The 20,840-nt window shown below is 59.8% G+C and carries 22 protein-coding genes and 1 pseudogene; 11 read left to right on the top strand and 12 right to left on the bottom strand.

All coding sequences use genetic code 11. The features are described from left to right. Positions 1 to 4 precede the first annotated feature (4 nt). The 7 genes from NKJ67_RS15035 to NKJ67_RS15005 all read right to left on the bottom strand — a co-directional run bounded on the left by NKJ67_RS15035 (position 5) and on the right by NKJ67_RS15005 (position 7,030). Positions 5 to 1,312, bottom strand: coding sequence for an FAD-binding protein (locus tag NKJ67_RS15035; protein ID WP_023813709.1), 1,308 nt, complete (start codon positions 1,310 to 1,312; stop codon positions 5 to 7). Between the two features lie 9 nt (positions 1,313 to 1,321). After that, on the bottom strand, positions 1,322 to 2,431 hold the full coding sequence (locus NKJ67_RS15030) for an electron transfer flavoprotein subunit alpha/FixB family protein (protein ID WP_023766900.1): 1,110 nt from the start codon (positions 2,429 to 2,431) through the stop codon (positions 1,322 to 1,324). 17 nt (positions 2,432 to 2,448) lie between these two features. Continuing rightward, positions 2,449 to 3,300: an electron transfer flavoprotein subunit beta/FixA family protein gene (locus NKJ67_RS15025; RefSeq protein ID WP_023795975.1), complete on the bottom strand. Its 852-nt coding sequence runs from the start codon at positions 3,298 to 3,300 to the stop codon at positions 2,449 to 2,451. 188 nt (positions 3,301 to 3,488) lie between these two features. Next, entirely contained in the window at positions 3,489 to 3,869 is a 381-nt protein-coding gene (nifW, locus tag NKJ67_RS15020; RefSeq protein ID WP_352581808.1) for a nitrogenase stabilizing/protective protein NifW, read from the bottom strand. Beyond that, a complete protein-coding gene (gene nifV / locus NKJ67_RS15015; RefSeq protein WP_352581873.1) occupies positions 3,866 to 5,074 on the bottom strand; it encodes a homocitrate synthase in 1,209 nt (402 codons plus the stop codon). The genes nifW and nifV overlap by 4 nt, the downstream gene beginning before the upstream one ends. A 25-nt stretch (positions 5,075 to 5,099) precedes the next feature. Further along, complete coding sequence (gene nifS / locus NKJ67_RS15010) at positions 5,100 to 6,266, bottom strand: cysteine desulfurase NifS (protein ID WP_352581807.1); 1,167 nt, start codon at positions 6,264 to 6,266, stop codon at positions 5,100 to 5,102. 443 nt (positions 6,267 to 6,709) lie between these two features. Next, the gene (locus NKJ67_RS15005) at positions 6,710 to 7,030 is read right to left on the bottom strand and encodes a HesB/IscA family protein (RefSeq protein WP_352581806.1); all 321 of its coding nucleotides are present in this window, start codon (positions 7,028 to 7,030) and stop codon (positions 6,710 to 6,712) included. Between the two features lie 452 nt (positions 7,031 to 7,482). Here NKJ67_RS15005 and hemP point away from each other — a divergent pair, with 452 nt between their 5' ends. The 6 genes and pseudogenes from hemP to NKJ67_RS35145 form a co-directional block, all read left to right on the top strand. Further along, positions 7,483 to 7,725: a hemin uptake protein HemP gene (hemP, locus tag NKJ67_RS15000; RefSeq protein WP_352581805.1), complete on the top strand. Its 243-nt coding sequence runs from the start codon at positions 7,483 to 7,485 to the stop codon at positions 7,723 to 7,725. 27 nt (positions 7,726 to 7,752) lie between these two features. Further along, the gene (locus NKJ67_RS14995; RefSeq protein ID WP_352581804.1) at positions 7,753 to 8,820 is read left to right on the top strand and encodes a hemin-degrading factor; all 1,068 of its coding nucleotides are present in this window, start codon (positions 7,753 to 7,755) and stop codon (positions 8,818 to 8,820) included. 860 nt (positions 8,821 to 9,680) lie between these two features. Continuing rightward, positions 9,681 to 10,898 (top strand): cytochrome P450, encoded by a 1,218-nt coding sequence (locus tag NKJ67_RS14985; RefSeq protein ID WP_352581803.1) that lies wholly within the window; start codon positions 9,681 to 9,683, stop codon positions 10,896 to 10,898. A 40-nt stretch (positions 10,899 to 10,938) separates the two neighbouring features. Next, positions 10,939 to 11,139: a ferredoxin gene (locus NKJ67_RS14980; RefSeq protein WP_352486899.1), complete on the top strand. Its 201-nt coding sequence runs from the start codon at positions 10,939 to 10,941 to the stop codon at positions 11,137 to 11,139. A gap of 331 nt (positions 11,140 to 11,470) precedes the next feature. Then, entirely contained in the window at positions 11,471 to 12,079 is a 609-nt protein-coding gene (locus tag NKJ67_RS14975) for a nitrogen fixation protein NifQ (protein ID WP_352581872.1), read from the top strand. A 264-nt stretch (positions 12,080 to 12,343) separates the two neighbouring features. Beyond that, positions 12,344 to 12,532, top strand: a pseudogene (locus NKJ67_RS35145) (ABC transporter permease); the annotation flags it as partial. 385 nt (positions 12,533 to 12,917) lie between these two features. Here NKJ67_RS35145 and NKJ67_RS14965 read toward each other — a convergent pair. Both NKJ67_RS14965 and NKJ67_RS14960 read right to left on the bottom strand, forming a co-directional pair. Beyond that, on the bottom strand, positions 12,918 to 13,298 hold the full coding sequence (locus NKJ67_RS14965) for a hypothetical protein (RefSeq protein WP_023760385.1): 381 nt from the start codon (positions 13,296 to 13,298) through the stop codon (positions 12,918 to 12,920). 727 nt (positions 13,299 to 14,025) lie between these two features. Beyond that, positions 14,026 to 14,520, bottom strand: a complete 495-nt coding sequence (locus tag NKJ67_RS14960; RefSeq protein ID WP_031213832.1) for a hypothetical protein — start codon at positions 14,518 to 14,520, stop codon at positions 14,026 to 14,028. Positions 14,521 to 14,576: 56 nt separating this feature from the next. Between NKJ67_RS14960 and NKJ67_RS14955 the strand changes: the two genes are divergently transcribed. After that, positions 14,577 to 14,768 (top strand): NUDIX domain-containing protein, encoded by a 192-nt coding sequence (locus NKJ67_RS14955; RefSeq protein WP_224660785.1) that lies wholly within the window; start codon positions 14,577 to 14,579, stop codon positions 14,766 to 14,768. A 202-nt stretch (positions 14,769 to 14,970) separates the two neighbouring features. Continuing rightward, on the top strand, positions 14,971 to 15,207 hold the full coding sequence (locus NKJ67_RS14950; protein WP_023814011.1) for a hypothetical protein: 237 nt from the start codon (positions 14,971 to 14,973) through the stop codon (positions 15,205 to 15,207). A 150-nt stretch (positions 15,208 to 15,357) separates the two neighbouring features. Here NKJ67_RS14950 and NKJ67_RS14945 read toward each other — a convergent pair whose 3' ends face one another. Continuing rightward, positions 15,358 to 16,293 (bottom strand): ImmA/IrrE family metallo-endopeptidase, encoded by a 936-nt coding sequence (locus NKJ67_RS14945; protein WP_352581802.1) that lies wholly within the window; start codon positions 16,291 to 16,293, stop codon positions 15,358 to 15,360. A gap of 239 nt (positions 16,294 to 16,532) precedes the next feature. Here NKJ67_RS14945 and NKJ67_RS14940 point away from each other — a divergent pair, with 239 nt between their 5' ends. From NKJ67_RS14940 to NKJ67_RS14930, 3 genes are all read left to right on the top strand, one after another. Next, positions 16,533 to 16,676, top strand: a complete 144-nt coding sequence (locus tag NKJ67_RS14940) for a hypothetical protein (RefSeq protein WP_155930622.1) — start codon at positions 16,533 to 16,535, stop codon at positions 16,674 to 16,676. A 1,588-nt stretch (positions 16,677 to 18,264) separates the two neighbouring features. Next, positions 18,265 to 18,651, top strand: coding sequence for a hypothetical protein (locus tag NKJ67_RS14935; protein ID WP_031260607.1), 387 nt, complete (start codon positions 18,265 to 18,267; stop codon positions 18,649 to 18,651). A gap of 68 nt (positions 18,652 to 18,719) precedes the next feature. Continuing rightward, the gene (locus tag NKJ67_RS14930; protein ID WP_352581871.1) at positions 18,720 to 19,442 is read left to right on the top strand and encodes a thermonuclease family protein; all 723 of its coding nucleotides are present in this window, start codon (positions 18,720 to 18,722) and stop codon (positions 19,440 to 19,442) included. Between the two features lie 571 nt (positions 19,443 to 20,013). Here NKJ67_RS14930 and NKJ67_RS14925 read toward each other — a convergent pair. Together NKJ67_RS14925 and NKJ67_RS14920 are read right to left on the bottom strand one after the other, a co-directional pair. Further along, positions 20,014 to 20,148, bottom strand: a complete 135-nt coding sequence (locus tag NKJ67_RS14925) for a hypothetical protein (protein ID WP_023760395.1) — start codon at positions 20,146 to 20,148, stop codon at positions 20,014 to 20,016. Further along, on the bottom strand, positions 20,145 to 20,582 hold the full coding sequence (locus NKJ67_RS14920; RefSeq protein WP_198032244.1) for a toxin-antitoxin system HicB family antitoxin: 438 nt from the start codon (positions 20,580 to 20,582) through the stop codon (positions 20,145 to 20,147). The genes NKJ67_RS14925 and NKJ67_RS14920 overlap by 4 nt, the downstream gene beginning before the upstream one ends. Positions 20,583 to 20,840 lie beyond the last annotated feature (258 nt).

The raw sequence follows: 20,840 nt of genomic DNA, 5'->3' as shown, positions 1-20,840 counted from the left end.
CCCTTCAGCGCCACGCCAATGCAAGGCGGACCGCGTCGCTGACCAGCCCCCAACGCGAGCGCGCCTTGATGAAGGCCGCCGTGGTCGCCTTTTCCTTCTCGATCTTCGGCGTGCCGTCGACACGCATGAAGTTCTGCGCGGCTTGCGACATCAACCGCGGATAAGTTGTGAAGTAATTGCAGGAATTGGTGTGGAGCAAGGCCGGCATATCTTTGTATTTCTTTAGGTCCTTGACCACGAAGGACTTGTCCAGCATGGCTTTGTAAAGAGCGAGATTTCGTTTGGTCATAGGAGCGTTGCGGCTGTTGACCTCGATGATTGCCTCAGCCGCGATGCGGCCGGAGGTCATGGCGAGGTTCGAACCCTCGCGGTGAATGGCGTTGTTCAGTTGCGCGGCATCGCCGACCACGACCCAACCATCGCCAAACAGCTGCGGAATAGCCTTGTAGCCGCCTTCGGGAATGAGGTGTGCGGAATATTCTTTCACTTCCGAGCCGGCGATCAGCGGCCGGATCGAAGGATGGCTCTTTAAGGCATCAAGGAGAACGTAGGGGCTCTCGACCATCGCGGCAAAATCGGAGACGAGGCAGCCAATGCCCAGTGAGATCGACTCCTTGTTGGTGTAGAGGAAGCCGAGCCCGGCCATGCTGCGGGAGGTCGTGCCCACCGCCTCGATCACGCAGCCTTCATCGCCCTTGACGCCGAACCGCTGCTCAATGACCTCTTCGGGCAGGAAATGCATTTCCTTAACGGCGAGCGCCACGGTTTGTGGCTTCGGCATCTGGCGCAGGCCGGCTCGCGTGCCAAGCAGTCCGCAGACACCTTCTGCGAGAACGACCACGTTCGCGTAGATGGCTCCGCCGGCCCGATCTGTGCGGACGCCGACCACCCTGTCCTTGGCGTCACGGATGAGCTCCGTCACGGTCGTCTCGCACAGAACCGTCGCGCCGGCCTCGCGCACCTTACGCGAAAACCATTTGTCGAACTGGGCACGGATGATTGTGTATCGGTTGGGCTTGGCCTCATTGAAGTCGTCCGACCGATAGTGAATCCCGGTATGGGATGTGTCGTCCATCACCCAAAGCCGCTGTTCAACCAAATGCCGCTCGAGAGGCGCATCGTCCCTGAAATCCGGGATGATCTTCTCCAGCATGTTCGCGTACATGATGGCACCTTGGACATTCTTGGAGCCCGGATATTCACCGCGCTCCAACTGCAGCACCTTTAGGCCATGGCTGGCCATGGTGTAAGCAGCTGCGTTTCCGGACATGCCTGCCCCAACAACAATGGCGTCGAAGTTTTCCTCGATCATGTCCGTCCCTTAGCTCGCAAGCTTATCGCGACTGTGGGGCGACAGCCGCCGCGTGAAGGCTTCCGTCAGTGCGGGCAGGAAGCGGATCGCGTCGGTGACGATTCCGAGGTGAGCGAAATCGAATATCGGCGCGTTCGGGTCGGTGTTGATGGCCACGATGAGATCCGCCCCCTCGACGCCAACCCGATGCTGGACGGCGCCGGAAATCCCGGCCGCTATGTAAAGCTTCGGCCGGATGGTCTTGCCAGTTTGGCCGATCTGCCGATCAGCTGGCATCCAGCTCTTCTGGACTAACGGGCGCGAACAGCCATGCTCGGCGCCGATTGCTCGCGCGAGGTTCTTCACAAGCTGCAGGTTCTCCGCCGCGCCAAGACCAAGGCCTCCCGCAACCACGACGTCGGCATAGGCAAGGTTTGCCTTTGCCGACTGATTGTCCGGCAGGAAGCCGAGGACTTTGGTAGCGATCTCGTCCTCGGCAAGCGAGAGCTTGTGCCGGATGACACGCCCGACCGGTTTATCCGTCCGCTGCGGCATGGGCATGACTCTTGGCCGCACTGTCGCCATCTGAGGGCGGAAATTGAGCGTATAGATCGTGCACAACAAGGAACCGCCGAAAGTCGGACGCGTGGCGGCGAGCGAACTGTCGGTATCCACATCGAGTTCGGTGCAGTCGGCCGTGAGCCCTGTCTGCAAGGTCGTCGCCACGGAGCCGGCAAGATCCCTGCCGAGTGTGGTGGCACCGAGAAGAAGGATTTCGGGTTTGTGGGTATCGACCAGATCCGTCATCGCCTTGGTGAAAGGCTCGTTCCGATAGTCGGCGAGCAGGGGCGCCTCGGCGATGTAGACAAGGTCAGCACCATAAGCGAATGCCTCGGCAACGGCGTTCCCGACGGCCTCTCCCGGCGGTCCGAGCACGACGCCTGCAAGCTGGACCTGAAGCTTGTCTGCTAATTTGCGGCCTTCGCCGAGCAGCTCGAATGATACGGGATGGACCTGGCCGCGTTCGAGCTCGATGAAGACCCAGACGTGCCGGTAGTCCTTGAAATGGGCGGGCAGCTCCTTCTTTATGCCGGCGCGGCCGGCGGCAGGGCGAGGGGTTTCTCGGTTCGCGGTCGACATCGTTTTGCTCCTTGCCGTCACGCGCCGCCGTTAAAGGCGAGCTCATGTTCCAGCGCCGGCTGGCGGGTGAAGATTGCGGTGATGAGTTCGTCAGCGACATCGCGCAAGGCCTTCTCGGCGGTGTCGATTAGTGCCGCCTTTTCAGCTCGAGCAGGAGGGGCGAAAACACGCTTGACGACGGTCGGTGAGCCGCGCAGGCCGCATTTGGTGAGATCCTCAATGCCGGCGTCGGCCGCACTCCATTTCAAGACCTGGCTGCGCGCGGCGCACAAGGCGTCGTGGATCGAGCCCCGGCGGATCTCGTTTGTGCCTTCCAGCATGGTGATGAGGCAAGGCAGCCTGCTCTTCAGCATCTGTGTGCCGCCTTCGGAGCGGCGCTCGACCTTGATCTCGCCTGCAGCAAGATCAATAGAGGGGATCTTCGCGACATAGGTCAGCTGCAGGAGTCCGAGGCGCTTGGCGATGCCGGGCCCGACCTGGGCCGTGTCGCCATCGATCGTCTGCTTGCCGGTGAAGACGAGGTCTGGCGTGCCGAACGTCTCGCCGACCTTCGCGATTGCCTGGGAAAGGGCGAACGAGGTCGCCAGCGTGTCGGAGCCGGCAAAATAGCGGTCGGTCAAGAGCACCGCTCGGTCGGCGCCGTAGCCGAGCGCCTTGCGCAGCGCGTCCTCTGCCATGGGCGGACCCATGGTGAGCACAGTGACTTCGCCGCCATAGGCATCGCGCAGTCTGAGCGCTTCTTCGAGGGCGAACAGGTCGTAAGGGTTGATGATGGTCGGAACACCCTGGCGCATGATTGTGTTCGTCACCGGATGGACCCTTATCTGTGCCGAGTCCGGCACCTGCTTGATGCAGATTACGATGTGCATTGGCGGTTTCTCTAGGCTCCTGTCCGGTTGCGGGGCATTGCGGTTATCTCCTTGATCCGCATAATTCGTGCCAAGTCTCTTGCGCTGCCCCTTTCCTACAACTTCGGCTGGTTGCTTCTGACGGCGCTGTGGTGATGACCGGATTTGTCGGCTGCTCGACATTGTCGCGTCGCAACCCTTGTCGCCGCTCATTCTCGTCCGAACCGCTTCAGTACCGAGTCGAACGGGATAAAGGTGTGACCCGGCGCGGCAGGTTTGTTCGGATCGTGGTCTTTGAGCACCTTGAAGACCCGATGCGTGAGCGGCGAGGAAATCGCAAAGTCCTCGTAAGCGCGTTCGAGCGTCGCGCGCACCCTCGCGGCAATCACCTGGTCGGGCAGACCGGAGAAATCTTCTTCGGCAAGGTATTGGCCCACGCGCTTCATTATATGGAGCCGCGAGACATTCAGCACCTTGGGGTCATAGGAGACGCCAAGGACTGAGAAGAACTCCTCCGCGGCCGACAGGCGCTTCAGTCGTGCGAGGATGTCTGTGACATCGATGGGGCGGCTGTCAGCGGAACAATTCATTGCATTCTCCCTGGTCGCAAAACTGTGGCCTTTGCGCGCGCGCGCACGGCTGACCTGGACCCGCACAGCTCGAAGAGGGACGCCTCGCTGCACATTTTATCGTAGAGCTCGACCAGTTGAGTTGCAGTGAGCGTCGATTTGGTCTCGGCCGCCTCGCGCCGGACGCGGGCCACCATCGCGGCTGCCAGATCCGGGTCGAGATCGCGACCGCTTTCGCTCAGCACATGGGCAATCGCAGTGGCGCCGGAATGCTTGCCGATGACGATGCGCCGGCAGCGGCCCACGAGAGCCGGATCAAGCCCCTGATAAGTACGCGAGTCCTTCAGCAGCCCTGCGACGTGAATGCCGGATTCGTGGGTGAAAACATCGGCGCCGACGACCGGCTTAGTGGCCGCGGTCTGCCGGCGGGCGGCCCAAGCCACCTCGGCGGCGAGGCCGGGCAATGCGGTCAGCTCGATGCCGGTATCTGCGCCGCCGAAGACCGCCATCGCGGCGGCCACCTCTTCCAGCGCGGCATTGCCCGCACGCTCGCCGAGCCCCAGGACGGTGACGGAGGCATGGCGCGCGCCTGCGCGGATTGCGGCTAGCGTGTTGGCGCCAGCAAGTCCGAGATCGTTGTGCGCATGAAATTCAAGGTCGATTGGAGACTGCACCACCAGCTGGGCGACAAGTTCGAAGGTTGAAAACGGGTCGAGAACACCGACTGTGTCGGCCAGCCTCACGCGGCTTGCGCCGGCGCGTGCGGCCGTCTCGATGACGCGGGCGAGATGATCCCGATTGGCCCGCGAGGCATCCTCGCACCCCACCGCGACGAAGAAGCCGGCGGCGGCGGCGCGCCTGACCATATCATCGATGACCTGGAGCGCTCCCGCCTTGTCGAGGCCGAGCTTGGCGGCAAGTTGGATGTCCGACGCAGGCAGCGACAAATTGACGGCTTGGACGCCGCTCTCGATCGCTGCATCGAGATCCAACGACGTCATCCGGCACCAGGCCATGAGGCGAACCGGAAGACGCCGCGCTACCACGGCGCGAATTGTTTCGATCTCGTCGACGCCCATGACCGGCGTGCCGATCTCGATCTCTGTCACGCCGGCCGCCGCAAGAGACTCAGCGATCTCCAGCTTTTCCGTCGTGGTAAAGGCGACGCCCGGCGCCTGCTCGCCATCGCGCAAGGTCGTATCGTTGAGAGAGACATGACGGGTCATGACCGGCAGCCTGTTCTTCTGCCGCTCACGCATAGACCGGATTACCCGGCCCAGAACCGAAAAAGCTGCGCAGCTTCCCCACGATTGCCGGCATGACCTCGAGCACCCGGTCGATATCCTCTTCGCTGTTGTCCCGCGCCAAGGAGAAGCGGACTGCCGCGTGCGGCGTTTTCATCGCGCTTAGGACATGGCTTGGTTCCAGAGAGCCGGAGGTGCAGGCCGAGCCAGAAGAACACGCGATGCCAATGCGGCTGAGGAGAAGTGGAATTCCATCACTGTCGACATGTTCGAAGGAGATGTTTGCGGTGTTGGGCAACCGTTGCAGGGGATCACCAGTGACACAGGTGCTTGGGATGCGCTGGAGGATCCCGCCCTCCAGGCGATCGCGGAGCGACTTTACCCGTGTGGTCTCGTCGTCCATGAATTTCAAGGCGAGTTCGGCCGCCGTGCCGAGCCCGGCTATGCCGGGCGTATTCTCGGTGCCAGCACGCCGGTTGTGTTCTTGGTGACCCCCCTTGATCAGCGAATGGAAATTGACGCCACGTTTTACGAAAAGCGCGCCGATCCCTTTCGGCCCGTGCAGCTTGTGGCCGGAGAGCGACACCATGTCGATTGCGGTCGACTTCAGGTCCATCGGAAGCTTGCCGACCGCCTGCACAGCATCCGTATGGAAAAGGGCGCCCACTTCCTTGGCCAACTCGGCAAGCCTGGCCACGGGGAAGATCACACCAGTCTCGTTGTTCGCCCACATTATGGAAACGATTGCCACCCTTGGGGTCAGGGCGGCCATATAGGCGTCGAGGTCGAGCCGGCCACGGCAATCCACCGGGATCCTATGCACCTTGACGCGGCGGGTCTTTTCAAGATGCGCGCAAAGCGTCAGCACGGCGGGATGCTCGACCGCGGACGTAACGATCTCGGTTCGGTTGGGCGCCGCCTCGAGCGCTGAAAGAAGCGCTGCATTGTCGCTTTCTGTCCCACCTGAGGTGAAGGTGATCTCATCGTCGAACTCCGCGCCGATCAGCGCTTGCAACTGCCTCCGCGCCTTTCTCACCGCCGCACTGACTGAGGCGCCAAGAGCGTGCGCCGACGAAGGGTTGGCGAATTGATCCCTAAAGAACGGCAACATCGCTTGCAGGACCGCAGGATCGACCCGTGTGGTTGCGTTGTTGTCGAGATAGACAGGCTTCATAGGTGCGATCCTCAGTTAACCAGAATGACGCGAGCGCGGACCGACTCGTTGAGCCTCTGGCGCATGCCGTTGATGATCATGGGGCTGAACTGGCAGCCCGCGCAGACGCCCGGAGTGTTTGACGCAGACCGGATCTCCGTCGAGATGGACATGTTCGCAGTGGCCGCCGTCAGCCCGCAGGTAAGGACGCCCGAACGCGACAACGTTATCGATGAGCCGAATTTGGCACAGCAGCGCGATTTGTCCGCAAGCAGCTCGGGTGCCACCAGGGCCCGAGCTGTTTCGGGAGGCAACGTTCTTTGCATCCTAGGGAAGCGAATGGCTGTCCCGAAATCGGCTTTGACCTTACCTTGTTCTTTAGGACGGGGACATCTGTCGTGCCGGCCATATAAGTCTCCTCTGCCGCAAAATCAGTCCGACGGCCGCATAGGCGCTTCGGGCGTTTAACTGAAGGACTTGCCGCAACCGCACTTCTCGCGCGCATTGGGGTTATCGAAGACAAAGCCGGAAGATTCGAGCCCGGTCAGGAAGTCAACGGTCATGCCGGCGACATGTGGTTGGGAGCCCGCGTCCACGAACAGCTTGATCCCATTTGTGTCAGTGATCGCGTCGCCCTCGCGCGACACGCTCTCCAGGCCCATTAAGTATTTGAAGCCGGCGCAGCCGCCGGCCTCGACCATAATGCGAAAGCCTTCCGCCGGCTCGCTGGCGCGGGAAAGAGCAGTCTTGAAGGCGGCAACAGCGTTGTCGGTGAGCGTAATCATGGCTCCATTCTCCTCAGTCCGGGACCTGCTTGCGCATCACGTCGCATGCACCGTGCCAAAGCGAAAAAAACGTTTCAACACAGCGCGGCATCTCTGACACTGCCGTGCTTCTTGTGAGTGCATTGCTGCGAAGCTGTCGGCCAACGGACACGTCCTGTCGGGTTTGTCGGGTCCGCCCCACGGGGTGTGAGGCCCTGAGTTCTGGGCTGAATTCACATCAAACCAATGACCATCGTACAGAAGACTTCTTCTGAGCTTGCTTCGGCGCAATTGGCACGGTTTTTGAACCTCCATTTAGCGAGGCGGCAACGGACTGCCGATCCACAATCATGCCGTGGGTGCCCTCGCGATCGATGGGGCGAAGCAAGGGAGCAACATGTCAGGACCGGGTCAGATGCGCTTTGTTTGGCAAAGCAGCGGAGCCCGTGGCATCCGAATGCCGGATTGGCCGAGTGCGACGACACCCACAATCGCTCACCAGCGCCCAGTGGCCGCCGACCGGCTCGATTTCCATCGGCATGTGCCTGCTGGTGTCACTCGGGTCTCACCGCTCCGGCAGCACCCCCCGGTCTTCGCGCGGGTGCGACGACGCGCGCATGCTGTCCAGCGACACTTTGTTCACGGGCCAGCAGCAGATCAGGATCGAGCATTTCGGCGCGCCCTATCGGCTGAAGATTCCCGGGCAGGGCAGATGATCCTCTCGGTGGAAGCAGGGGTAAGACATGGACCAGCGCGAGAAACCGTCGCCCGACGAAATTCGGCGGGCGTGCAAAGACAATCCGAAAATCCGGGAGCATGATCTCGCAGCTCGATTGGGCATTTCGGAAGCCGAATTGGTCGCGGCGCATTGTGGTCACGGCGCGGTGCGCATCGAGCCGCGCGTCGATGATCTGCTGACCGGCCTCGAAGCGGTCGGCGAGGTGATGGCGCTCACCCGCAACGAAAGTGCCGTGCACCAAAAGATCGGCGTCTACGACAAAGTGGTCACCGGCAACCAGCATGCCATGGTGCTCGGCGACGAGATCGACCTGCGCATCTTCCCGAAAGCGTGGGCGTATGGCTTCGCCGTCGAGAAGCGCGAGGGAGCCGAGATCCGCCGCAGCCTGCAATTCTTTGATGCCGCCGGCGAGGCGATGCACAAAGTACATCTCAGGCCCGCCTCGAACCTGCACGCCTATCAGGATCTGACGGCAGAGCTCGTATCCTCCGACCAGGAGCCGATCATATCGGTCGAAGCGGGCGGTGCGCGCGATAACGCAGCGATTCCAGACCAAGCCGCCACGGCCGACGACCTACGCGAGCACTGGAGCCGGCTGAGCGACGTGCATCAGTTCTACCATATGTTGAAGACACTGAAGCTCAGCCGCTGCCAGGCAATGCGTATGGCCGACGAAGATTACGCTTGGCTGCTCAACAATGATGCCGTTGGCGCCCTGTTCCAACAGGCGGCCGAAGACGAGATGCCTATCATGTGCTTTGTCGGCAATCGTGGTTGCATCCAGATCCATTCCGGCCCGATCAAGTCGGTCAAGCAGATCGGGCCGCGGATCAATGTGCTCGACGAGACCTTCCATCTGCATCTGAGGACCCATCACATCCGCGAGGTCTGGGCCGTGCGCAAGCCGACGAGGGACGGTCACGTCACGTCCATTGAAGCCTATGGCGCCGACGGCAAGATGATCATCCAGTTCTTCGGCACGCGCAAGGAAGGCGAACGCGAGCGCAGCGACTGGCGGTTTCTGGCCGAGAGTCTGCCACGCATTCCCGGTCCGAGCGACAGGGATGTATAGAGTGCCGACAGGCCCTCGGATTGAACCGGCCGCCATAGGACTCGGCACCACGTTCCGACAGCGGCTCGCGAGGTCGTAGCGCATACGCGCGGTCACGTGATGCACGCCGGAACGGACCGCATCGATACAGTCAAGGTCGTCGCCGGCCGGACTGCTGCGCACGAGTGCATCGCCGTCTGACCGAAAATCCTTGCAGCGCCTGCGAGCGATAAAACGCATACGCCATCAACGCCGAACCGAAGCGCGGCTCGACCTTGTTGATATTCCGATCATCGCGCGCAAGCGCCGTCGGGTCTTGTCGGACCGCAGCCGATCCTTGCGCTGGATCGCGTCGTTGCTCAATCCGGGCCGTACGAGCGATCTCCTCGCTTGTCGACCGGAACGCTGTGCAGCAGCAGCCAGGCCGAACAGCTTGATGTCGCGGACTCGACAAAACCGATCACGGATGTCGGTTGTCGGACGTTGTCCTAAGAATGATGGACAGGTGATCCCAGCGGCGGGCCCAGTGCAGGCTGGCATCGCTTGGTGCAGCGCCATCGGTACGCCTATCCGGCACGCGACTTGCTTCGACAATTTGGTCAGCGGGGCGTCAGCAGTGCGTCACGGAGCTCAGCGGTGATTGACCACCTCTCAACCCTATCGGGGATAAGCGGCGGCTTTGCTTCATGACCGCAGAGCGGCGGAGATGCCCCTTCTGATCGACTTCGCAACCGATCTCATCCGCGCTGGTGCAGGTGGGCTGTATCAGGCGACAGAATCTAGAAGGCGCCCGACAAGAGACGTGCCCATGCTGGAAATCGACTTTATGAACAGCCGTGCAATCTCAATCGAGCCATGAACGCCAATGTAGAGAAAACAAAATGGCGACCAACCCCGTTCCAGATCATGTCCCACCCGAAATGGTGAGGGACTTCAGCCTGTTTACATCGCCAGGGATGCCACCAACACCCAACGGGGACCCACACGCAGCTGTCGCTTGCGTACATGACGGGCCTCCGATCTTTTACTCCCGCTACAACACGCAAGATGGCCGGGGTACCTGGGTCATCACCCGTGCCGCGGACCAGCGGAGGGTGCTGCAGGACGCAGAGACTTTTTCCAGCCATCGCAGCATCTTCTCCTCCATACTGGGTGAAAACTGGCCGACGATCCCGCTTGAGCTCGATCCACCGGCCCATGGCGTCTTTCGCTCACTGCTCAATCCGCTGCTTTCGCCAAAGCGGGTGTTGGCTTTGGAACCGGAGGTCCGCGAACGGGCGGTCGAGCTGATCAAAAGGATCGCCGCGTCGGGCACAAGCTGCGACGTGATGAAGGATTTTGCCTTTCCTTTCGCGGTGAGCACCTTTCTTCGCTTTCTGGGGTTGCCTGATGACCGACTCGATACATTCGTCGGCTGGGGGAAAGATCTGCTCCACGGCGACGATAAGGAACGACCTGTGGCTGCCCGGACGATCGTGGCATTCATCGACGAACTTGCAGCCATGCGCCGCCAGGAGGCGGTTGACGATTTCATGACCTTTATCGTGCAGGCACAGGTCGAGGGCCGCCGGCTGACGGACACCCAAGTCCGCGGCATCGGCGTGCTTGTCTTCGTCGCTGGGCTCGACACAGTCGCAGCAGCTATAGGCTTTGACTTGGCCTACCTCGCACGCAACCTCAAAGATCAGCAATTGCTGCGGAGCGAACCGGACCGCATCCCGCTCGCAACCGAAGAATTGCTGCGGGCCTATCCGCCCATTCAGTTGATCCGCGTGGCCACGAAGGATATCGACTTCGAAGGCGCGCCGATCCGGAAGGGGGACTATGTTTCCTGCGCCACCATGATTGCCAATCGTGACCCGGCGGAATTCGAATGCCCCAACACGATCGATTTGGAGCGGGAGGACAACCGCCACGCCGCCTTTGGTTATGGTCCCCACCGTTGCCTTGGCTCACACCTTGCCCGGCGGGAGATTGTCATTGGCCTGGAGGAGTGGCTGGCGCGCATCCCGGCTTTCAGGATCAAGCAGGGTACGGCACCGATAACCTCTGGCGGCCATGTGTTCGGGATCGAGAATTTGATCCTAGACTGGTCCTAGGCCCGCCCCGAGCCGGGGCACCGACAATGGAGGCAGCGCCATGCGCATCATCGTCCAAAATGCCAAATGCCAGGGTCACGCGCGATGCGCGGCGCAAGCGCCGGACATCTTCAAGCTTGATGACGAGGGTTACATCCTGCCTGGTGACATTGAAGTTGCGCAAGGGGAGGAGCTGCCTGCATCGCGAGGCGCGCGATCCTGTCCTGAACGTGCGCTGGAACTCACCCGCTGCGCGTTTTGAATCGGACTCATTCAACCGTGAGTCTGGCGGCTTGAACCATGTGGCCGCACTCAGCACGCGACCTCTGTCCCGCACGGTTCACGTCCAACTCTGCGGGGGCATTCCGGCGCCTGTGTTCCCCGTGAGGCGCAAACGGCAGGGCCGGGGTTCGCGAAACGCCTCCTTCCAATCACAGAATTTGCGACAGAGCCGAGTGGACCAGACGAAAATTTCCGAACTACTCGACCGCGAGGCGATCCGCGACTGCGTACACCCGAAGAACTGCCCGACCCATGTTGCGGCAGGCCGGGTCTCTGCATGAATTGATAGGGACAAACCAGGAGAACGCACCATATTTGCTCAACATTATGCCCGGCTCAGCACCGGCCAATCGCCGCAGATCGAGCTGGACCAGCATGTGCTTGCCTGTGTGCTTTCACGTGCGCTCGAGGAGATCGAGGCCGGCGAGGCGACTGTGACGGAGGCAACCGGACTTTCGCGCGCCGAGCTGCGCGATGTCCTGTCCCGCTGTTTTCCTGCTATTCCTATCAACGCGTTTGCCTTGAAAGAGGTGAGCGAGCCCGAGCCGGATCTGGAGGAAGAACTGCTGCATGGACTGCTGTTGGCGCATGCCCGTCCGGGGGACAAGGCGAGCGCCCGCTTCGCCAGGATCATCGCCCGGCGTGCCATGCGCAATGACCACCTCTGGCAGGAGCTTGGCCTTTTTAATCGGACCGAGCTCGGCCGCCTGCTCGCCTGGCATTTTCCGACGCTGGCGGCCGGCAACACCCAAAACATGAAATGGAAGAAATACTTCTACCGCAAGCTCTGCGAGGCCGAAGGTTTTTCGCTGTGCAGCGCGCCCAGTTGCCGGGAATGCAATGATGTCGAAAGCTGCTTCGGCCCGGAGGAAGGCGAAAGCCGCCTCACACGGATCAAGAACGGCATCGCCTCGGATTGAGAACCGCTTTCGTCTGTCGTACAGCCGCAGCGCTCGCGCCGCGCCATATGTCTCTTACGAACGTAGACTGACGCCTTCGGGGATTGAATGCTGTGCCTGCTGTCCGATTAGTCGCCATACTCACTTCGGCGGGCGCCGTCATGATGGCGGTGCGGGATGCGACCCGCACCATCGCCGCCGAGCAACTGGTGTTCTCCGGGCCGTTGCTGCTCGCCTGCCTGGCGGTTGCGGCGCCTGGGCGGCCGCGGTTCACCGCCGTCATTGTTCGCGCTGGTGCACAGTTTCGCCTCGATCACCCATTGGGGCGGCCAGATTGTCTCCGGCGTCGCCATCAATTTCGTTGCTGCCGGCTCCGCCATCATTCTCGGCCAGGTTCCGGCGGCGCGCGCGCTGGGGTTCCTGGAAGCTTTTCGAACTTTCTGCCTTGCGCCTCCAGCTGAATTTCGCGCGCTCATGAAGGAAGTTGACGGCCCTGGACATACAGTGATGCAAGCATGATCGAACCGCTTATTCGGGGGTTCGAGTCGGGAGAGGGCTACCGCCAATACAGCGCTGTTGTTGAAATAGTCTGCTAACGGACCATTCGCGGTGAGTTAATGCGATTAGATCTCGTTTTGCTTCAACCGAGTTGATGCGCTGATATCAAGGGGTTCAGATAGCCGCATCGGCAGAATTGCCTCTGTCCGCGCACCGTTCAGCTCGTTGCTATCTCATTCGGATGTGTAACGAGCGCCTACTCATCAAGGTTGGCCATGGAGCCTATCGCGTAACGGATCAGGAGGCGACATGACCAAGGTTCGGGGTGACGCGCAAGCAGCCAACGTGACGGCGACAGGCCCTAGTGATCGGAGCGAGCCGTGGGGATGAGATCCAGAGGCATCAGAAATTCGAACTCGTCCAGACAGCTATCGAAATCGCCATTGAAGGTTCGAACTGCTCTATCTTTGCCCACCAAGACGATCTGATATGCGTTCTCTGCCGGGTCAAGCGCCCACCAATAGCCCTCGCGAACTGTCGATGGATCGACGGCGCCCTCCGTTGGCCAGAGGCTGGCATCAAGCCATTGCAGTAGCTCGAATTCTATCAAGTCGAATGGATCGGCATCCCCAACACGATTGGCCATTTGGCCAAAGGAATAAGAACCTACGTCGATGATCTCGGGCCGATCATCCTCCTGCCGAATGCTAATCGCCCACCAATAGCCACTCTGTATCCGCATGACTCCATCTCCAAACGTGTTCGTTCGGCCGCCGACTGCGTGAGCAGGTCAGCGGGCCAGTTGATGTGTTCAAGGAGTTTTGTTGGGCAGCCGTGCTGCTCGTTGTCTACGACGTAAGGGCTCCCCCATCGTCGGTTATCACGCGGCTTAGCCAAGATGCCCAGGGCCGCTTCTCTCAAGGCACGGCATGGAATTTATCCGGCGCGGTCAGGCAGTCAAGAGCGCTACAAACCTAGGCTATGAAGCCAGGGTTAGCTGTCGCTTCGTTCCACAGCTTTCATCCACCGGCACACCTGACCAGTCCTGCCCACCCCACCCGAATCCATGATCACTGGAATGTAGCCAAAGTTAGACTCGCACTTCTGGACGTCGCTCAATATCTGTTGGCAGATCTCGACCGGTACGGGGGTAAAATCGAATGTTGGTCGCTCTAAGACGATGTACCCAGGTGCATTCTCATCTAACCAGTTTTGGAAGCTGAAGCCCTTTTTGTCGAACGAGTAGAACGACCATTCACTCATATGACCTTTGGGCTTTGTGCCAAGCACCGAAATAATGACCCGGCATGCTAGAGGCAAGCCGTGAAGCCAATCGATAATCTGCTGATCGGACACTTTTGCCGAGGCCGACGCCTCGTTCCCTGTTCGACCTGGTCGGGCAGCCGTACAAAACCTGGCGCCGCCGTGGGTCTGCGGGAGTTGCCAGTGCCGAAGCCGAAATGGTCTCCTCATGCTTTGGCAAACGATCCGTTTAGTGGACTTGCCGATGGTCGTTCACCATACACAGCCTCGATGCCCGTCTTCCGGATAGCCAGACCGACGGCTTTCTCTATCTCCCAAACCACCAGCCGCAATCGCTCCATGGTTCGCGCAGTCCTACGCGGCCCGTCCTTGTCAAGCTTGTAGTCGTATCGGATCTGCGTGTATTCGTTCGCGACCGTGCGCGAGCGGATGAAGTCTTCTACCTCGCTCGGCATCTCCAACCCGAGGTGTCTTCCTTCGTCCAGCATGTCCAAGAAATGATGCTGATAGCCCCGGATGTCAGCCGGTGTTTTTCCTTGGAGAAGGAGGAAGCTTCGCAGGTAGTGCTCTAACGCTTGAAAGTAGAGGAATCTGCGAGGATGATCGGAAATGCTCGGCCGAATTTGGGGGGAGACCAAGGCAAGAGCATCAGCGTTCGCCCGATACGTTTGGGCGAAAAGAAAGACGCCGAACGGCGTCATTCCCGATCCATATACCTTCGGCTTTTTGGCTGCACCGTCTCCCATGGTCAGCGAAGATGCCGCCTTCGGTCGCGGAGGGCAAGTCTCTCTCGAGTAAGCACAATCTAAAGGCGCGCTCGCGGGGCAGAGCTACTGGGCGACGCCCGGTGGAGGCTTGCAGCATGGGGGAGACGTTCGAACAGGCCGCAATCCGCGAACTGCGCGAGGAAACCGGAATCCTTGTGGATCGCGTCGCGCCCCAGGTGTGAGAGCGAGAATTTGTGCTTCATTTGCCCGACGGCGAACATGTCATCGCCGAGGAGCGATTCTTCCTGATACGGGCCGATAGTTCCACAGCCGAGCGGGAGTTCATTTGCGAGAGCAGCTAAGGCAGCTTTGAGTCTCTTGGTGCTCGGTGCCGTGGCGCCGCCAACAGGATTGGCGTAATCCGCATTGCGACGTGGGAACGATATGCCTGCTATTATCAGAGCCGCCACTATTGCCGACTTGCCGCGCATGGTCGATCTCTTGTTGGAGGATGCTAGGCAAAGACACGCTCTCAACCCGACACTCTGGGCGATTGCAGATGATGCACATGAGAGGGTGGAGGAGGCGGTGAGATTCGCTTTGGAGGCGGACAAGCAGCCATTCCGGCAGAAATGGCTCGTTGCCGAGGGGGATGACGCGCTCGCCGGTCTCCTTCTTTGACGGCATCGAAAGGTCAGGGGAGCTAGAAGGCGCTATTTTGAAGTTTGTAGTAGGGTCGACATTTCCCGACCGGCTTTGCACTGCCTAAGCGTAACTGCGAATCGGAACCTTGTTGAACCACGCGCCGCTGGCGGTCGACGGGTGGCATCGTTAGGGTTTGGCGAGACTCACTTTCTTTCCAATATGATCGCGCCATAAGCCGAGCCGCTTTATTCGATATTCAACAAGTTCCGGTGAGGTCCCGAAGAAGGATGCGATCTCGGGGGCACTTTTGCCATCCGAGACCATACGCTTGATCGCGTCTCGTGGAAGCAAAGTTGCCGATGCCAAGAAATAAGCGTCGTGCTCTTCAGCGCTATCATATGTTCGACCGAAGCAGCCAGCAATCTTAGCTATCTTGGTTAGCTTGTGCCCGGCAAGAATATGCCAATACTCCTCAAGTAGCGTCACTCTTTGTCTCTCAACGGTATGGTAGTCGTTTAAAAAGACAACCCAGCTATCCTGATCGGAATTCAAGGGAACGCTCATAGCGGACCACTCGCCGCGCGACGGTCCAACAAGCGTGTTTTTTGCCTTTCCGGAAATACAGGTGGATTCCCGCAATCGTTCTACCGTAACAGAATCAACAACCAAATAAAATGGATCCAGCGGATCGCTTTTCTTCAACCCTAACTCTTTTCGGAAATCTTCGGCCGTCTGCTCTAGCTCCTCCTTAGACATGGCGATAACTTCAGCATCTATCGGCGCGCTGCTCGGTTCTGATATATCACCCTTAGTGTAGTGCTGACGAAGACACACGGCTGCGTGCAGTAGGGTTTGCACAGTCCCGGAGGACGCGTTTTTGCCAGCGCGGAAGTGGACGAATGCCACCCGATCAAAGCCAAGCTCGTGTTCATCGGCATCAGGGCCGAGCCACTCGAGCAGCCTAATTTTGGAATTGTTGTCGGGCGATCCGTCGCCCCGCTCGATGCGGGCCAGCGTGGAGAAGCTGATCCCCACAATCCCCGATAATGCCCTTATACTAAGACCTTCGCGTTCCCGCTTCTCGCGGACCGCCCCGACGAGCTTTTCTTCGAATTCGTTCATGTTCACCATTGTGCGATCAGCACACCTTGACACACTCCGCTCCAGAATGCATCCTGTGCTGGTGACACAGACTCGCACATCGGCAAGCAAAATGGAAGTGTTGTTGACCAACGATGCGCGGGCTGAGTTGCAGCGGATTGGCGACGGTTTGGACGCGCGCCAGCCCGTGGGGGTAAGGGACCGGGGAATCGTAATTCTCGGCCCACAGCCCACATCACCGACTGTCCAGGAGAAAAGTAATGAGCAACAGCAAGGAGCGGGAGGACCCGCAGCCCGATCACGGCAAGGGTCCACCAGACGGCAAAGGTCGTCCGATCGATCACGGGCGCCCCGTGCCGGATCACGGATCGTCGGCCTCGCCGGCAACTACGCCGGGCAGCTAGAGAATGTGCAACGGGCATACCCCGGAGCAACTCTCCTCCCCGATGACCATGGAGTATGGCTTCTCGCTCGCAGCCAAGTCATAGATGGTTTAGCGCGAGAAGCCATATTCCTTATTGCCTTACCAGAAACACCAGCGGTCGAGCCGCGTGGATGGGCGTTCTGGGAGCAAGATGGGCAGGTCGAATGGATCGGCCCGCGACATACCAATTTCCCTGACGGCTCGGTCTGCGCTTATCACCCCATGCTCGACAAGGCTTGGTCGCCAGGTGGTGATTTGTGCACGTTGCTCGACCTTTATAGCGTATGGGCGCTTCGTCACCTTCATTTGGTGGTGTTTGATCGGTGGCCGGGACGCCAGTATGCGATGCCTGATGAACTGGGCCAATCTGATCCCTATTATCGGCTAACTCAGTTTAAGGAGGCCGAGCTTTGCAGCTGCGGATCAAATCGGCGCTATGGCGAATGCTGCCGGCCGCATGACCTGAAACTGCCCTTTCTGTCAATTCTGCACGCCTTCAAAAGGCGTAATCTCGGTCTCGGCATCCTTGGTCGAGCGCCCCCCGCCGAAATTCCAGCGTTGATCGCCCAAGGAGGACAAAAACCTCCACCTTCCATGTTAGAGGTTCACTCTGCTCTGCGGGCGCATGTCGCGGACGTCAGCCGGAATCCGTAGCTCTACATCCCGTAAGAGATGCACGATCGGGTCAGAGGGGGAAGCATGCCGCTCCTGACGAATCCCCAATGCCAGGTGCCGACGACTTCCGAGCCCTCGAACCAAGTCGAAAAGTTCAGCTTCGGAAAATGCAGCACGCGGGCCGCCCATCATATTTTCTCAATATCGTGGTCGCCTGGACCCTTTGCCCATGGGGTCCAGCCCTTGCATAGCCGTTGCGCCAATTCGCTGTTTCGCATCTTCATTCCTACGGAATGATGGATAAAATAACGGGGTATATCCGTCGGAATAGGGAAGTCTACGAACTGCCAGCAGGTGGAATTTGGCAGAATTTACCAGATTTGTTCATCACTCTTGCACCAAATTCAACTTTAGGAGATGCTAACTCGGCCTTGGGAGGGCTGGGGGATGAGAATAAAAGCATTTGTGGCACTTGGTGCCACGGCAGCGCTGGGCGGCTGCCAAACAAGCAATCAAGCTGACTACATGCAAATAGGCTACGGGCCTAGTTTCGACGTCGCCCACGCTCAATGCGAAATGCATAAGGGGTCGGTTGACCAAGGCTATATTGCTATCGGGTCCCCGGGCTTTGTTGCGGGGGCCGGAATCGGCAATGCCCTCGGCAACTTGGCTGCCGAAGACCAGTATATGAAGAACTGCCTCATCCTAAGCGGGTGGAAGCGTGCCCCGCATGGCCAGAGTGCCACGGCAGCTCCAGCCGTTGCTGGTGGCGCGCCACCGACACCCTATGGGATCCAGCGCGCACCTGGCAGCTGGATCAATACGGCGCTGCTGGACTGGTCAGACGCGAATAACAAGTGCGTCGCCGGCGACAAGGCCGCGTGTGGGACTCGAGCGAAGCTTGGTGCGCAACTGAGAGCCGCCGGCATAAACCCGGCGCCGGTCTAGGGGCCATGCAGTGGAACCTGGCGATCTGCCTTGGCATCGTTCTAGCATTGAGCGGCTGCGCAGCGGATTATCTCAATCACTACGACAGCGTGACGCTCTCTGCCGGCGACGCCAATCGCGCCAATAGCCTCGCCCAGACAGTCGACCCGTTCAACCCGAACAGTCAGAACACGCATATCGAGGGCGACGGCCAGCGAACAGCTGGAGTCATCCAGGCCTTTCGCGGAATCCCGCTGACACCGCCAGGCCAAGGTGCGCGCCAAGGTGGCGGCGGGGACTCTGGCAATCATCCATGCGATCTGCGCAATGGGGTTGACAGCCTAGGCCGGGCTTGCGGTGAACGTGCCGCCGAAGCGAAACCGGGCGGCCGCACCGGACATGAGGCGAACTAGCAATGCTGCGTAGAATGCGATCGCCTCGCCGGAGGCCACTTGGCGTGGTGCAAAGGCGCCTGATCTTGGTGACGGTGGCCGCGGCTGGCGCTCTGGCTGCGCAAACGGCCATGCAACACAGCGACCGCATACCTGAGTTCCATCTGCCGAACTGGACCACCGCGGGCTTGGCGACGATTGCCGGCGTGGCATCCGTCATCGACGGCGACACGATCGAAATCCACGGACAGCGCATCCGCTTCAACGGCATCGACGCGCCGGAGAGCCAGCAGCTTTGTAAAAATGCGAGCGGGGCCGACTATCCCTGCGGCCGGCGATCGGCACAGGCGCTTGACACCTTCCTGGCCGCGTCGAAGCCAGTGCAATGCACATTCGTGACCTGGGATCGCTATCACCGCTTTGTCGGCGACTGCCAGCGTGCCGATGGCGCCAGCGTGGGCGCTTGGATGGTCGAGCACGGCCAAGCGATCGACTGGCCCCGCTACAGCCATGGTGCCTATGCAGCGCAGCAGGGGAAGGCGGAAGCGGCGAAGGTCGGGCTGTGGGTCGGAAAGTTCCAAGCGCCGTGGGAATGGCGGGCCGGGCATGGAGACAATGCCCAACCGGCGGTGAGCCAACCGCTCGGCACCATCAGCCGTCAACAGGTAGCGCAAAGCTACTCATGCCAGCCGCGGCGGAAATGCTCGCAAATCAGCTCGTGCGACGAGGCTCAATGGTATCTCAGTAATTGTCCGTGGGGCGGCAAGCTCGACCGGGATGGCGACGGGCAGGCGTGCGAAACCTTATGCTAGGAATGGCGACGATGACAGCGAGACTAATTGGACTGGCTGTGGCTTTGTGCCTGCCCTTTCCGATGGTTGCGCTTGCGGCGGGAGAACCGACTGTGGTCTCCTGCAAGTTTGAGCACCTGCCTCCGATGCTGCTAACGTTCCGTGGCGGGATGGGAGCTAACGACAATACTCTGCAAGTCGGACAAACCCCGCCCGTTTCGTTAAGCGTCGGATCAAGTTTGATGGTTGCCGAAATAGGGGCACAGGAGCTGACGTTTTCCCTTCGAATGCCCACCTCTGTTTCAATAGCCGCGCCTGGGAATGACGTCATCACATACTACGGAGACTGCATTAGCTCCCTACAACCGCGAGGATAACCGGTGCGGCTACTTCTAAGGGCTGATGGAGCCGAGCGGCGCAACTGGCTGGATTTATTCTCGGCTCCGTTCGACCCTTCCGTTGAGGTGCTTAGTCAGGACGGGCAAGAGCATCTTGTTTTGAATGTGGCGCGGTTGGAGTCAAGCTCACGATCGAAGTGTTGTGAAAAAGCGGTGTGGCTCATTGGGAGCGACCCTCGGATGTGTGATGAAGCTTATGAGATAAGCCGATAAGCGCAATACGCGCCTATCGCGACTGCCGCGATGGCAATGATTATGGCGACCGCACCTTCGGCCGTCAGCCTGACCTTGAGGCTGGCACGCGAGGCAGAAATCTCAATCTTGCTCACGGCTTGTCTCCATCGCCGGCGCAGCCTTCGAGGCAGCGCACCATCCAGGCATTGAGGGACTGTTTGTTTGCCTCAGCTTTTGCCGCTAACCGCGTCCTCAAACTCTCCGGCATTCGCAAAGTGAATTTCACCTCGCCCGAGCCGGCTTCAGGCATTTCACCGAACAGTTTCTCTATGAGCTCGGGGTCCCAGCTCATATTCTTTTCGAGCCACTGACGGGCCTCGTCCGGAGTCAGCGGTGTGATCGTGTCGTGATCATCTTCGTTCTGACCATCCATGAAATTGTAGCGGAAGAATGCACCATGGCGGGTCTGGTAAAGGTAATCGCCATAGCTCCACCACTCCTCATTGGAGGTCCAACCGCCGATCTGGGTTGCCGTTTCGGTGTTGTAGGTTTTGCCATCGATAATCCGCTTACATTTTATCGGACGCATGAAGCGCTCCATCAGTTGCCGTCAACTGATAAGGTAGGTGACTTGCCGTCACCTGTCAACACTTGCCGTCACCTGATTTAGCATGACTCAATGTGACAATGTCCTTTATCAGTGATTGTGCGCGTAAAGTTCAACGCCGCTCTATCGTCTTAATGGTCCGCGCCATCTCTCGTTCTCACAGCATTGCTGCGCTTCTAAGCCATGCTGCAAAGGCGGGCTGGGGCGGAGCCACCGACACCAAAACCGGAAACCATACCT

Origin of the sequence: Mesorhizobium sp. M0088 (genome assembly GCF_040322895.1) — a bacterium.
Taxonomy (GTDB): domain Bacteria; phylum Pseudomonadota; class Alphaproteobacteria; order Rhizobiales; family Rhizobiaceae; genus Mesorhizobium.
The sequence above is the reverse complement of the archived record's forward strand: the minus strand, read 5'-3'. Positions and strand labels throughout refer to the sequence as shown.